Origin of the sequence: Anaerobiospirillum sp. NML120449 (assembly GCF_023051105.1) — a bacterium.
Lineage (GTDB): Bacteria > Pseudomonadota > Gammaproteobacteria > Enterobacterales > Succinivibrionaceae > Anaerobiospirillum.
This window is the reverse complement of the sequence record NZ_JALKIL010000002.1, coordinates 185,007-200,054: the sequence shown is the minus strand read 5'-3', so window position 1 is coordinate 200,054 and position 15,048 is coordinate 185,007. Positions and strand designations below refer to the sequence as shown.

Sequence of the window (15,048 nt, the reverse complement as noted above, 5' to 3'; positions counted from 1 at the left end):
TTGACAGGTCAGCGTCTGCACTTGCTCAGTTGCGCCATGTGACCATATCTCAAGGTCTGGCCGGCTGGAGTCGATTAGTCTAAGGCCCTCATTCACCCCATTAAGGAGCTGCCATGCCGGGACAGGATGCACAATTTATCGCTACTCCTCTGTCGAGCATCAAGGGTGTTGCTGAACAGACCATCAAAAAGCTGGCACGACTTAATCTTCACAATATCTACGATCTCCTCTTAAACCTGCCTTTTCGCTACGAAGACCGTACCTACATTGGCTCAGCTAACAGCACTCCTGAGGAAAACGTACCCTGCTATCTGCTGCTGACCATCACCGAGCCTCCCCGCATCAAACAGAAGGTGACGGAGATCTATGCTCAGGACCATGAAAATACCCGCGTAAAGATAGTCTTCTTCCGCGCATCCCCCTTTGTCCTGAAAATGCTGAGCCCCGGCACTACCATCATGACCTGGGGACATCTGCGTTTTGATACCTTTACCGGCTACCCAAAGCCTGTTCTTACCCATCCTGAGTTCAAGGTAATTGAGGGCTCGGAAATTGAGCTTCCGGTGTGCCTCTCCCCTGTTTACCATCTGACCGCCGGTCTGTCTCAGGATCGCATGAGGGAAATCACCAATGTTGCCCTGATGCTGCTGGCCCGTCATCCGCTTGATGAGTACCTGCCCCGCACTCTTAACCGCTACAGCATGGACCTTACTGAGGCCCTTATCGATACCCACAATCCAGTGCCGCGTGAAGACCATGGTCTGGTGATGCTTGAGGCTCTGCCAGGCTATCAGCGTATCTGCTATGAGGAGCTGGTTGCCTACAAGCTGTCCATTCTTGAGCTCAAGGCCCGTCAGTACAGCCGCAATGCCCCTGTCATTACCATGAATGAGCAAAGTCACAGGCATCTGCTGAGCACTCTGCCTTTTGAGCCTACTGAGGCCCAGAGCCGTGTGTTCAGGGAAATCATGGCAGACTGCACCTCTGACAAGGCCATGAGCCGTCTGGTTCACGGTGACGTAGGTTCTGGCAAGACTCTGGTTGCAGCCATGGTCATGGAGCAGTTTGCAGCCAATGGCCTGCAGTGCGCCATGCTCGCGCCAACTGAGCTGCTGGCCCGCCAGCATCAGCGCAAGATCAGCGAGTTCTTTGAGCCTCTTGGCTATGAGGTGGCGCTGGTTACCGGCACTCTGAAGAAAAAGGAAAGAGACGAAATCTTCAAAAAGGCTCTGAGCGGAGAGGTCAAAATCTTTGTGGGCACTCATGCCCTCTTCCAGAAAGGCATGGAATATCAGCACCTTGCTCTGGCCATTGTCGATGAGCAGCACCGCTTTGGTGTTGATCAGCGAGAGTCCCTGCTCAACAAGGCCCCTTCCGGTCTTGCTGCCCATGAGCTGCTGATGACAGCAACCCCTATTCCTCGCTCCTTACAGCAGGCTCTGTACTCTGATACTGATGTTTCCACCATCGACACTCTGCCTAAGGGTCGCAGCCCTGTTACCACAGCGGTGATCTCCCAGGAGCGCATCGAGCAGGTGGTAGAACGTCTGCGCGCTCACTGCTCTGAGGGCAATCAGGCCTACTGGGTATGCCCTCTGGTTGATGAAAATGAGTTGCTGGACTCGACCTCGGCCAAAAAGCGCTTTGCCGAGCTGGAAAAGCAGCTGCCGGAGATGAAAATAGGCCTGCTGCATGCCCAGATGAAAGACAAAGAAAAGACCACCACCATGGAGGGCTTTTTAAGTGGCGAGATCAATATTCTGGTTGCTACCACCATTGTTGAGGTGGGTGTGGACGTGCCTAATGCCACAGTCATTGTCATTGAAAGCGCCGACAAACTGGGCCTTGCTCAGCTCCACCAGCTGCGCGGACGTGTAGGACGTGGCACCAAGCCCTCTTTCTGCCTGCTCATTCACCAGAACTTCCCGCCTGCCCAGAATGCCCAGGAAGAAGAGCGCCACCAGAGAGCTCTCAAGCGCCTTGAGATTATGCGCAGCACTACCAACGGCTTTGAAATTGCCAATCAGGATCTGCTCATGCGCGGCCCGGGCGAGTTCTTTGGCACCAGTCAGGCCGGTAAGGAAAACTTCCGCTTTGCCGATCTCAATCGTGATTACGATCTGGTAGGTGATGCCCAGCATGCGGCCCATGAGATCTACCGCAACGACATGAACAGTGCTTTCAATCTGATAATGCGCTGGTTCCCAGATGTCCTTGATCCATCCAACGGTGAGCCATCAGCTGCCATGGCTGCAGTGATGCACTCAGGCTCCCAGGGCCAGCAATAAGGCCAGCCACAGCCTGCGACCGCTGCCGCCTGGGCAGAGCCGTCCCGGCAGAGCCATCCCGCCCTGCGTACGCTGCCGCCGTCCCGGCAGCGCCAGGCATGGCCATGCTGGCACCTGCAAGGTGCGCAGCTTCAGCTGCAACTCTACAATGGCGTACAATCTCCGGCCAGCCGCGCGGGGCAACCGCGCGGGGCCCCGGCACCGGTCCGGACAGAGATTTTCTGCGATAACAGCGCTGCCTGCATTGGCACTTAAAAAGCATGTTGATGCAGCAGTAACACCACAATGATATTTATTAGAGTCAATTTTTCCCGATTGACAGTACCTGTAACCCTGCATGCTGTTATGCTGTACAGACATTGCCGTGAGATCACGGCCGTACAGGGTGAAATTTCGGATTAAATTATGGTCGGTCTTTACCATAAACGAAGAGCTGAGCGCTCAACATCAAGCATTGTTATGCGCATTCTGATGCGCCTTGGCTTTACGGCGGGCGTATTTATTGTCATTGGCTTTGCGCTGACTGCTCTTTTCTTTAACGGCTCGCAGGTCAAGGGCCCCCTTTCTGTATATCTGAGCTCCCGCTCAGGTATGGATGTCACCATTCGTGATGCCGAGTTCTCGCCCGTATACCCTGATGTCATCAAGCTCTATGATGTCTCCTTTGGCAATTCCAGCATAGGAGAGCTCTATATCGAGTATGACCTGAGATCGGCTATTTCCGGTGAAGATCTCATCATCAACGATCTGTACCTCAACAAGATCAGCATGGACCAGGAAGACCTGGTCAACATAGCCCATTCCCGCTTTGGCTTTAACTCGGTCAGAGCACAGACCGTCCGTTTCCACGGCACTCCCCTGCGCACTGAATTTCTCAGTGCTGCCGATGCCACCATCCGTTTAAATCAGGTTTTATACAGCTCCGAGGATGGCCTTACCTTCCGTTCCGGTGCCCTGAGCACCAGCAATGCCCGCCTTTTTGAAGATGAAGTAAAGAGCTTCAGCATTGATTTCACCCACAGTGCCGAAGGCATTGCCATCAACAGCTTCAGCGCCGCCATCTTTGGCGGTACCGTCACTGGCCGAGGCCTGTACAGCCTCACCCATCCTGACCATGAACCGATAACTGCTGCAGGCAATACCCCGGCTGCCTCTGGCGCTGGCGCCGCCATTGCTGCGGCCACTGCCGGCGCTGCATCCGGCAAGACTGCCGACGTTGCAGGCAGCAAGACTGCCGACACTGCAGCCGGTAAGACTGCCGACACTGCAGACAGCAAGCCTGCTGAGTCAGCCGACAGCAAGACAGCACAGGCAGACACCAAAACTGGCGCTGACACAGCTGTTGCTGCTGCCACTGCCACTGCCGGCGCTGCAAGTGACTCTGCCAAGGCTGCCAGAACTTCCGAAGCTCCAGAGAGCCAGAAGACTGATGCTGTTGCAGTTACCTCCCCTCAGAAGCCAGCCGATGGCTGCCCACCTGCCGATGCCTACATCATTCTTGATGAGCTCAACCTCTCCAAGATTATTGTCAATGACAGCATTACTGCCCCTAAGGGCATTGTTCTGACCTCAAAGAACACTTTCCTCAAGGATGTCATTCTGACCAACAGCCCTGTTCATGTACCGGCTCCTTCACGCAAGAACGGTACTGATGCTGACAAGGGCAAAAAGGTCTTCACAGGACGAGATGCTCAGAGCTCAGCCATGACTGCCAGCGCTCAGAGCACCAGCAGCCGCCTCAAGGGCCGTGATGGCGATGATCCTCAAAGCTATATCATGCAGGGCATCAGCGGATCCATGCAGGGTCTTATGATCCATGATAAGGCTGTTACCGGCGCCTTTAAGGGTGAGGTTGATGAGATCTCATTTCCTAATCTGCAGACCACTTTTGAGCACAACACAGTTACTGCTGACTTTGGCGACGGTTCACTGAACTTTGCTCTGAGAGGTCAGGTTTATGAGGGTCTGATTCAGACTGAGGGAAATATCGATTTTGACAAACGTCTGATTGAACTTGATGACCTCAAGCTGGCCAAAAACAAGATGGCCATTAATCCGCCACGTCTTGAGTGGATTAAGGACAGCCTTACTGACAGCAGCCTGTTCATTCATCAGGCCCAGTTTAAGGACATGGAGTTCCTCTCCTACATCAACGCTCTGCCACTTTCCATTCAGGCCATCTCAGGCAGTGCAGAAAATCTGTATCTGCATCCTGACATGAAGCTCATCAGCGCCGCTCCGGCCGCAGATCAGGCAGCCGCCGCTGCACAGAGCAAATCTTCAGGCACAGCCACCGACAAAGCTGCATCAGGCAGCACTGCGCTGGTTGCCCCTGAGCTTGATGTGCTGCTGGGTGCCCTTGGCTACATGGTCCCTCAGAGCACTGAGACTGTCATCACGACAGCTGCCAGCTCCGACAGCACCGGCACCAGTACCGCCGGCACCAGCGCATCCGCCACCGACAACTCCGGCGCCAAAGCCACCGGCAGTAGCGCATCTGATACCCAGGATAAAGACGACGCTGAGATGTTCAGCCGTCCATCTGTGGTTGAGCTGCAGCTTAAGAACATGCTCTACAGCGATTTGCTGATGAGTCAGACAAAGGCCACCCTTAAGCTCAATCAGGACAGCCTGACCATCAGTGTCCCTCAGATGCGCTTTAAGGAGTCCTCCATCAGTGCCCATGCCCAGCTGGGACTTAAGCCTGATGAGACCAGCACCATGCAGATTAAGGCCCCTGACTTTGAAAGTGCTGACCTCAACTCCAATCTCATTGGTCATATGCTCACCGGTAAGACCAGCTTCAACATTGAGCTTACTGGCAGGTATGCTGACAACACAGTCAGCGGCCTTTCTCTGCTCAAAGGCACCTATGGTCACTTCACCCTGACCTCTGACAATATGCTGGCTGCCGACTTTGGTCTTGATCTTATCAATGGCGGCAAGAAAGAGGATTACCACCTGACCGGCACTGAGCTGATGACCGCCATTCAGGGCAGTGTAGCGGGCATGGCCAAACTCAATACCAGAGGCGATCTGCGCAATGGCCGTCTTGTCTACTCAACCGCTACCTCACTGGTAACATCAGATCTCAGGCTTCAGGGACAGGCCGATCTGATCAGCAACACAGTCAGTGGCACCGGAAAAATGGAAAGCCTGGCCCGTGACAGCGCCACCGCTATTTCCATATCAGGCAAGGTAAACGCCCCGATCTTTGATATTAATGCTATCAAGCGTGGCGAAAAGCGCCCAGGTCTGTACCTGCCTCAGTATGAAGCCAGCGCCCAGGCCAAGGAGCAGACTGACGCCGCCTCCGAGCTCAAAAAGCAAAAGCTCAAGGCTGCCCAGGCAAATCCTGCAGAAGCAAAGCCTGCAGAAGCAAAGCCTGATGAGCAGACTGCACCGGCAACTAAGACCGATGACACCGACAGCAAAGGTGACGGGCAGGATGAGGCCGCCTCGGCCAGCTTATCTGACAGGCCTGCAGATCCAGCCGCTCAGGCCGCCTCAAGCGCCTCAGATGAAAAGGCGCATAAGGCAACCGATACCATGTCTGCTGAGCCAGCTGGTCAAGATGCACCAGCAACTAAGGCCAAAGCAGCCGACAACAGCTCTGCTGAGCCTGCCACACCGGCAGCCCCGGCCGATGCTGCGCAAAACAAAGACGAGTCAAAGCCAGCTGACAGCAAGTCTGCACAGCCGTCTGAGTTTGCCCCGGGCGGTACCACTGACAAAGCTGCAGATCAGGCCGCTCCAGCAGCTCCAGCAGCTCCAGCTGAGACTGCACAAAAGGCTGCAAAAGCACAGCCAGATGATGGCGAAGTTCACAGCTCAGGATCAGATAAGCCTGCTGCTCCCCAGCCAGCAGAAAAGACTGAAACCTCAGCTCCAGCTGAAAGTGCTGACAAGCCAGCTCAAACAAAGCCTGCAGAGGCTGCAGCCCCGGAGCATCAGCCTGAGAGCAAAGATAAGGCCGCTAAGTCCCAGACAGCTGTCAGCACTGCTGTAGATAAGAATGAAACCACTCCAGCTAACGCCCCTGACAAGGCCATTGAGCCCAAGCCAGATGCTGCAAGTCCAGAGGCCGCAAAGCCAGCTGAAAGTGCTGAGCCGGCAACCGGAACTGAGACTGCTGAGACTTCAGAAAAGTATGACGCTCAGGAAGCTCAGACAAAGCCAGCTGAACAGCCTTCTGCGCAGGCACCTCCAGCCGCTCCTGACATTGCTGATAATGCAAGTGTTGCAGACACCTCAAAGGCCGCTGATGCCAATCCTGCCGAGACTGCCAGTGCTGATGCCACTGATGCTGCCAGGACAGCTGAGGTAAAGGACGGTAAAAAGTCTGAACCTGCAGCCCTTGCTCAGGGCGATGACAGGCAGCACAACAATCCTGATGGACAGGGTGCTGCACCAGCAACGGCTGCAACGGCTCACAAACCAGCCACTTCAGGAGCTGAAGCAGAGGCTGACCGTAAAGACAGGATGATGCATGAGCAAGCCGACATTACTGAAAAGGAACTGCTTAAAAATGCCATTATTGACAGCATCATTGCCAATGGCACTGAAGAATATGATGATGAATCTGAAGAAGAGCTGATTTTCTGATGATCTTTAGAATACTGGACACAAAAACAAAGCCCTCAGGCCACGCAAGGTCTGAGGGCTTTGTTTTTGCTCCGGTCATGACCGGCTTATGTGAACAGTCCTGCTGGCCGGCAGACGCCTGTCAGCGCGTCTGTCGGGGCGGCGCGGCCCATGACGTCAGCACGTCTGCAGATGCAACGATGCTGCTGGCGTCAGCGCGATCTTGTGAAGTTACTGACCGAGATGTTTACTGTACTGTTGCGGTGGGCCTGAGCGCGTACTGTTGAGGCGCTGAGTATGCCCTCTGGCGGGGTAACCTGGCCTGTCAGCTTTACCAGAGAGTAAATGAGGCGAGGTACGTCCTCCTTCCTGCCTGAGCGGGCAACACCAAGTACGGCAGTAAACTCTGCTCCAATGAGCACCAGCCACCAGTTGAAGTAAATCCACATCATCAGCACCGGCAGGGCTGCAAGTGCGCCGTAAATGGCCTCATAATCAGAAAAGTTAAGAATAAAGGCCGAGAAGAGACGCTTGAGTCCCTCAAAGGACAGCGCCACCACGAAGGCTCCGGTAAGGGCATCACGTACCGCTACACGACATACGGGCATAACGGCGTAAATAACAAAGACCATGCTCATTTCAATGAAAAAGGGCATGACGTAGAACAGAAGCTGAACAGCCACTCCTGCCTGGGTGTCTGTAAAGAATTTCAGCGCCACAATCCTGGTGGTAATCCACACAATAATGCCCATGGCCAGAGGGCCTACGGTCAGCATGGTCCAGTAAATGGCAAAGGTCATGGGAATGCTGCGGCTTGCCCCTCTCCAGATGCGGTTGATGGAGTGGTCTACCGAGCGGATCAGCATCAGGCTTACCACAATGAGCATGAGCGAGCCGGTCAGGGTCATGGATGCGGCATGAGAAACAAAGGTAGTGATGGAATTGCTGATGGCATCAGTAAAGACAGGCAGGAAGTTTGCTGACGCAAATCTCATCATCTCTTCTTTGATGGGGGTAAAGGACGGGACCATGGCAAAGATGGACAGCACAATGGTCATGGCCGGAACCAGAGCAAGGATTGAGGTATAGGCCAGTGAGCCTGCTTCAATGGCAATTTCATCGCGCTGTATGCGCCTTATAAAGTAAGCTATGAGCTCTTTCATCAGGCTCCCCCTGCTAAATCAACGGCACTTGCCAGTCCGTAATACTGCTAAATCTACGGCACTTGCCAGTCCGTAATACTGCTAAATCTACGGCACTTGCCAGTCCGTAATACTGCTAAATCTACGGCACTTGCCAGTCCGTAATACTGCTAAATCTACGGCATTTGTCAGTTTGTAATACTACCAGAGCGCCCTGTTCGATTCATCAGGCAAAAGCTTTTCCCGCCTTATGACCAGTGATGGTAAGGACAGAGTACCGCTGCCATGCACCGTCTTATGAGCCTGGTGCAGGCCCTGATCATAAGCCTGGTTCAGGCCATGGGTGTGGGACAGGAGCATGAACCGGGAATGAGACTCGCGCAGGCACCGTATACAGACAAGGCGCGGGGAGCAGGGACAGGCATGGTGCAGTGTACTGGCCTTTTTTGAGATGGGATCTGAGGCCATTTAATGGCTGTTTGCCGCCTGATTAAGCTTTTTTGTCCACAACGTCAATATCATCTTTTTTTGCTGTAAAATAGCGACAAAATTTTTGCAAGCAGCTTTAACTCAAAGCGCGAAAGGGATCCCACTTTTTGTGATCAGCCTTTACGGACTGACTCCGTAAATTATGGCTGTCTCAGCCTGCCAGTGTTGCAGGTCCACCTTCCACCTTTGCAGGACAGCCACTGTCATTACTGACAGTGCCATTTTCAGGCGGCACAGCCCCTGTCTCATCCCGGTCCTGCCTGTCAGAGACTGAAGATATAAGGCGCCAGCCGGCACAATCACTGATGTCCGCTCAGTACGCCTCATCAGTCCACTTCATTGAAAGCTGCATATCTGCCTGTTACAGACATTACCGGAGTTAACTGTCACCTGCTCACAGCTGACGGTACTTCATCAGGCGTGTCTGACAGCCATAAAGAATTATTTCAGGACATTAAGCTGCGACAACGGTCATCAGCAGTCATCGGCCCCTTGTGCGGGGCATAAGCATGCAGACCTGCTCAGATCTGATCCGGTACGCCTGATTCAGTACGCCTGAGCCGGTACGTCTGAACTGGTACGTCTGAGCCGGTACGTCTGATTCAGAACGCCTTATCTGTACTGCCATGCATCTGCATGATCTGACAGTCGCAAGCCTGGTCACTCAGCCCGTAGGAATCGGGATTAACCATAGGTACTCTTACAATGGATGTTCAAAAGATCCGTAATATTGCCATCATCGCTCACGTTGATCATGGCAAGACTACTTTAGTAGACAAGTTATTACGCCAGTCCGGCACTCTTGATCGCAATGAGCTCGGTCAGGAGCGCGTCATGGACTCCAACGCCATTGAAAAAGAGCGTGGTATTACCATTCTGTCCAAGAACACTGCCATCAACTGGCAGGACTACCGTATCAACATCGTTGATACTCCAGGACACGCTGACTTCGGTGGTGAAGTAGAGCGCGTTATGTCCATGGTAGATTCCGTTCTGCTGCTCGTTGATGCCGTAGACGGCCCAATGCCACAGACCCGTTTCGTTACTCAGAAGGCCTTTGCCCGTGGTCTGCGTCCAATCGTGGTTATCAACAAGTGCGACCGTCCTGGTGCCCGTCCTGACTGGGTAATCGACCAGGTGTTCGACCTCTTTGACAACCTTGGCGCTACTGACGAGCAGCTGGACTTCCCTGTTATCTACGCCTCTGCCCTGTCCGGCTGGGCCAGTGATGATCCTGATAACCATGGCGACACCATGGAGCCTTTATTCAATACCATTATTGAAAAGGTAAGCCCTCCACAGGCTGACCACGATGGTCCTTTCCAGATGCAGATCTCCTCTCTGGACTTTACCTCCTACGTAGGCGTTATCGGTGTAGGCCGCGTTACACGTGGTACCGCCAAACCAAACCAGCAAGTTACCATAGCATGTGCTGACGGCACTACCCGTCAGGGCCGTATTGGTCAGGTTCTGGGCTATCTGGGTCTGCGCCGCAGCGAGGTTGAAGAGGCCAGCGCCGGCGACATTATCGCCGTTACCGGTCTGGGCGAGCTCAAGATTTCTGATACTGTCTGCTCCCCTCAGGCCGTTGAGCCGCTGCCAGCCCTGAGCGTAGATGAGCCTACCGTTTCCATGACCTTCTGCGTCAACACCTCCCCATTTGCCGGCAAGGAAGGCAAATTCGTTACCTCCCGTAACATTGAGGAGCGTCTGCGTACCGAGCTGGTTCACAACGTAGCCTTACGTGTTGAGAACACAGCCGATGCCGACAAGTTCCGTGTTTCCGGCCGTGGTGAGCTGCACCTGTCAGTTCTTATCGAGCAGATGCGCCGTGAGGGCTATGAGCTGGGCGTCTCCCGTCCAGAGGTAATTCTGCACAAGGATGAAAACGGCAAGGTTACCGAGCCATATGAGGTTCTGACCCTCGATCTCGACGAGAACAACCAGGGCGCCGTAATGGAAGAGCTGGGCCGTCGCAAGGGTGAGCTCAAGAACATGAATCCTGATGGCAAGGGCCGTGTACGTCTTGATTACCGTATTCCAGCCCGTGGTCTTATCGGCTTCCAGAGCCTGTACATGACCCTGACCTCAGGTACCGGTCTTATGTACCACACCTTTGATACCTACGATGAGTTCGTAGGCGGCTCTATCGGTGAGCGTGCCAATGGCGTTCTGATCTCAAACGACACCGGCAAGTCCGTTCCTTATGCCTTATGGTTCCTCCAGGAGCGTGGCCGTCTGTTCGTTGATGCCGGTGAAGAGGTCTATGAGGGCCAGATCATCGGTCTGCACAACCGCTCCAACGACCTGACCGTAAACTGCCTCAAGACCAAGAAGCTGACCAACGTACGTGCTGCCGGCTCTGATGACAATATCATCCTGACCCCAGCCGTTCATATGTCACTTGAGCAGGCCCTTGAGTTCATCAACGAAGACGAGCTCGTTGAGGTAACTCCAAAGTCTATCCGTATCCGCAAGAAGTTCTTATCCGAGCTTGAGCGTGTCCGTGCTTTCCGCGCCAGCGGCGGCAAGAAGGATGACAAGTAATAAGGCCATGGTACAGCCATAGTCCAGCCCCGGCGCATGATGCGCCCGGCCTGAACTGCTGCAGCCGGTAAGACACCGGCGCAGCTGTGGCCACACCGGCGGCGCAGCTGCAGCGCTGCCCGGTAACTGAAAAGCCCCTGTTTCACTCTTGTGAGACAGGGGCTTTTTTGTTGCCCTCAATAAGAGCAGCATGCTGTGTAAACAGGGGAATTCTTTGTAAACAGGCGCGGCATCAGAGCGTTTTTGCCCCTCAATGGCCCCTGAAATTAAAACTTGCGTTCACATATACATGCCCTGAGGCGCAGCTTGCAGGGCGCTGAGCGGTCCATAACAGAGCTGTCAAAGGGAGGCGTATGCGGCTCATTGCCGCTGGGAGACGCAAAAACACATTTAATTTGGTGCACACGCTCTCATTTTATTCATTTTTGCGCACTATAATAATGCAATGATTCTTGATTAAAACAGCCAGTTAATCGTTTACTGGCTATATAAATACGTACTTTCTAAGCAGAATGGGCCCTGGAGAATTATTTTTTCCAGCCCTGTTATTGAGCTTAAACTTTACATTACCGCACTTTAACAGTGCGATAATTTTAATTCGCTGCAAATTTGACGTACACGCTCTAAAATGGATCACAGATCCGAATACAGATCACAATTTTGCGCTTATATGCTGTTTGTTTGATCAACAGACGCACTGAATTGTACTGAACAGGTCACCTTATATGCCCCTCGCGTCCATGTGAGAGCACGAATATGGCAGGCTGACCTGATTAAAAGAGCTGTGACAGCACCTGTACAGGGCATAACACCTTTGACAGCAGGCTGCGCATCAGCAGTGCGAAACGACCAGTCAGAACTCATAAGGCCATGCTGTCATGGAGCAATTCTGCCAGACCTGCTTGCTTTATGGCCCTGCCATAGACTCGACTGCAGCGGCATGCAATACGACATCAGGAGTCATCACACCTTACTGCAGGTCTGTCCGGTTCTGTCCGGATTTTCTCTGCAGGACGCGCAACATCCTTAGCAATTGAGAGTTAGTTATATGCAGTGCGACGCAAAAACTATTATTGAGAGTATTTCAACTGCTACTCTGGTAACAGATTCGCAGCTCAAGATTGCCTATGCCAATACTGCAGCCGAGCAGCTGTTCTCGATGTCCAGATCCAAAATTCAGGGCATCAAGATCACCGAGCTTATCGACAGTCAGGAAAAAAGCCTGATTGAAAGCCTGCAGAACTCCAATAATCCTGCTTTTCAGGGCTTTACCGCAACTGACATAGCTTTCAGTACCGAGCACAATCAGCATTTCCATGCTGATATGTATATTTCTCTGTACACGGGCCGCGCCCGTGGTCTGGTAGTGGAAATCCACCGCCTCGATTATCAGCAGAAACTCAATGATGATCTGCAGCGCCGCAATCAGAACATTGCCGCCCGCGATCTCATCAGAAATCTGGCTCATGAAATCAAAAACCCTCTGGGAGGTATCAGAGGAGCCGCTCAGCTTCTGGAGATGACCTATGCTTCAGATACTGAACTTAAGGAGTACACCCGCATAATCATTGAGCAGTCTGACCGCCTCAAGGCTCTGGTCGACCGCCTCCTGGGCCCTCAGCGCGCCAGTCTGCGCTCCATGGCCAATATCCATTACATCATTGAAAAAGTACTTTCCCTTGAAACCATGGCTACCCAGGGCAGCTGCCGTTTTGAGAAGGACTACGATCCTTCGCTGCCAGAGCTCATGCTCGATGTCGACGCCATGCAGCAGGTACTTATCAACATTATTTCCAACGCCATTCAGGCCCTTACTGAGTCCGGCACAGCCTATCCGACCATCAGGATCCGTACCCGCGCTCTGATGGGCGCGCTGGTCAATGGCGTCAAATACCCTATGTCCCTTGAAATTTCCGTGATTGACAATGGCCCGGGCATCCCTCCTCAGATAAAGGACATGCTCTTCTACCCAATGATCACTTCACGCGCCGGTGGCCATGGTCTGGGCCTGTCGATTTCCCAGAACATTGTTGAACACCACAAGGGCACTATCGAATGCGAAAGCGAGCCAGGTTCAACCGTATTCAAGATTATTCTGCCGCTGCTCAGCCATGAAAACAGCAACAGCAGCAGTGATACCGGCAAAGGCGGTTTTGGCTCAGGCATGGGCACCTACATGATGAACCGCCGCTTCTAAAGCACGGTCTCTGGCCGCCGACCAGTCAGGGACGTCCCGACGGGACGCCCCGACCTGGGGCCGGCGCCTGACCATGGTGGCGCAGCCACCATTGGGTGCCCAAGGATACCTGGGGTGGCCACGTAAGTTTTCAGGCAGCTGCTGCCTGTAAAAATGCAGCTCAAGATTTACAGTTTTCATACGGGGATGGCTTTTATATGGGGATATACAGTCATCATAAGCACCGTATGACAACAGCACTCAGAAGGTAATTTGTGCAGAGTCTTACTGACTGTGCAGCACTGATCCTGATGATTTACAACGCAGATTGAGGTAATTATGGATCCGCTTATTTGGGTTATTGACGATGACGACAGCATCCGCTTCGTCCTGGACCGCGCTCTTGATTTGAACCACATCAACCACAAACTGTTCAGCAATGGTGATGATGCTCTTGAAGCCCTCAAGACACAGCTTCCTGACGTGATTGTTTCTGACATCAACATGCCTGGTATCGACGGTCTGTCTCTTATCAAGAAAGTACATGAAGTCGACCCGAATATCGCTTTTATCATCATTACTGCTCACTCTGATCTCTCTGCAGCCATTGAGTCTTATGAGCACGGCACTTTCGAATACCTGCCAAAGCCTTTTGAGGTTCATGACGCCATCAAGTTAATCCGCCGCGCTGCCGTGCACCGCGTCAATCAGTCGCTCAAGAAGGATGAGACTGCTGCCGCCGCTGCCGAAGAGACCGGCGATGATGTTGAGATTATCGGCAAGAGCCCTGCCATGCAGGAAGTATTCAAGCTCATCGGCCGTGTCTCCAAGACTGAATTCCCTGTCTTTATCTACGGCGAGAACGGCACCGGTCGTGAACTGGTAGCCCTGGCCCTGCACAACCACTCCTATCGTCGTGACACCGGCTGCTTTGTGTCCGTAAACGTATCCTCTCTGCCTAAGGAAAGCATTGAGCATGAGCTTTTCTACAACGGCGATGGCATCTCCTGCGCCATCGAGCGTGCTCAGGGCGGTACTCTGTTCATCAATGAAATCTGCGACATGCCTGTTGATGCTCAGACCCGTCTGTTAACCGTGCTGCAGAGCAATGAATACCTGCCACTGGGTCAGAATGTTTCACGCAAATCTGATGTCCGTGTTATCGCCTCCAGCTCCCAGAACCTGGATGAGATGACCAAGCAGGGTACCTTCATTAAGGATCTGTACTTCCGTCTCAATGTTGTTCATATCAATATGCCTCCACTGAGAGACCGTAACAACGACATCCCGATGCTGGCAAAGCACTTCCTTACCCAGTGTGCCCGTGAGAACAATCAGGAACCTAAGAAGCTTACCTCTGAGGTTCTGGTATTCCTGTGCCGTCAGCAGTGGCCAGGCAATGTACGCCAGCTCAAGAACCTGTGTAAGTTCCTGACCATAATGGTAACCGGCCGCGACATTCAGATGTCCGACCTGCCAGCTGAGTTCATGGAAGCCCGCAACCAGCAGGCCCGCGTCACCACTTCAATTGCCGGCACCTCCAAGGAGCCTACCTCCTGGCAGGAGCAGCTGCGTAACTGGGTTGACGGCCGTCTGCGTGCCGGTGAGCACGACATCCTCTCCGAGGCAACTCCGGAATTTGAGCGTGTCATGCTTGAGGCTGCACTTGCCTATACCAGCAATCATAAGCAGGAATCTGCCAAGCTGCTGGGCTGGGGCCGTAACACCCTGACCCGCAAGCTCAAGGAGCTCAACATCAACAGCTGATGATGATGCTGTCAGCAGACAGCCTTAAAGCCCGCTGACATCAGAGCAGGGGCTG

6 protein-coding genes are annotated in these 15,048 nt (G+C 53.3%); 5 read left to right on the top strand and 1 reads right to left on the bottom strand.

Features of this window, described 5'->3' with window-relative positions; all coding sequences use genetic code 11:
- Window positions 1–113: 113 nt before the first annotated feature.
- Entirely contained in the window at window positions 114–2,288 is a 2,175-nt protein-coding gene (locus MXE41_RS01420; RefSeq protein WP_247099091.1) for an ATP-dependent DNA helicase RecG, read from the top strand.
- Window positions 2,289–2,693: 405 nt separating this feature from the next.
- Window positions 2,694–6,893, top strand: coding sequence for a hypothetical protein (locus MXE41_RS01415; RefSeq protein ID WP_247099090.1), 4,200 nt, complete (start codon window positions 2,694–2,696; stop codon window positions 6,891–6,893).
- A 191-nt stretch (window positions 6,894–7,084) separates the two neighbouring features.
- Here the strand turns inward: MXE41_RS01415 and MXE41_RS01410 are convergent, their stop codons facing one another.
- A complete protein-coding gene (locus MXE41_RS01410; protein WP_247099089.1) occupies window positions 7,085–8,035 on the bottom strand; it encodes a YihY family inner membrane protein in 951 nt (316 codons plus the stop codon).
- 1,173 nt (window positions 8,036–9,208) lie between these two features.
- Here MXE41_RS01410 and typA point away from each other — a divergent pair.
- The 3 genes from typA to MXE41_RS01395 all read left to right on the top strand — a co-directional run bounded on the left by typA (window position 9,209) and on the right by MXE41_RS01395 (window position 14,993).
- Window positions 9,209–11,050 (top strand): translational GTPase TypA, encoded by a 1,842-nt coding sequence (gene typA / locus MXE41_RS01405; protein WP_246976198.1) that lies wholly within the window; start codon window positions 9,209–9,211, stop codon window positions 11,048–11,050.
- 1,033 nt (window positions 11,051–12,083) lie between these two features.
- Entirely contained in the window at window positions 12,084–13,247 is a 1,164-nt protein-coding gene (gene glnL / locus MXE41_RS01400) for a nitrogen regulation protein NR(II) (RefSeq protein ID WP_247099088.1), read from the top strand.
- 318 nt (window positions 13,248–13,565) lie between these two features.
- Entirely contained in the window at window positions 13,566–14,993 is a 1,428-nt protein-coding gene (locus tag MXE41_RS01395) for a sigma 54-interacting transcriptional regulator (protein WP_246976204.1), read from the top strand.
- The last annotated feature ends 55 nt before the right edge of the window (window positions 14,994–15,048 follow it).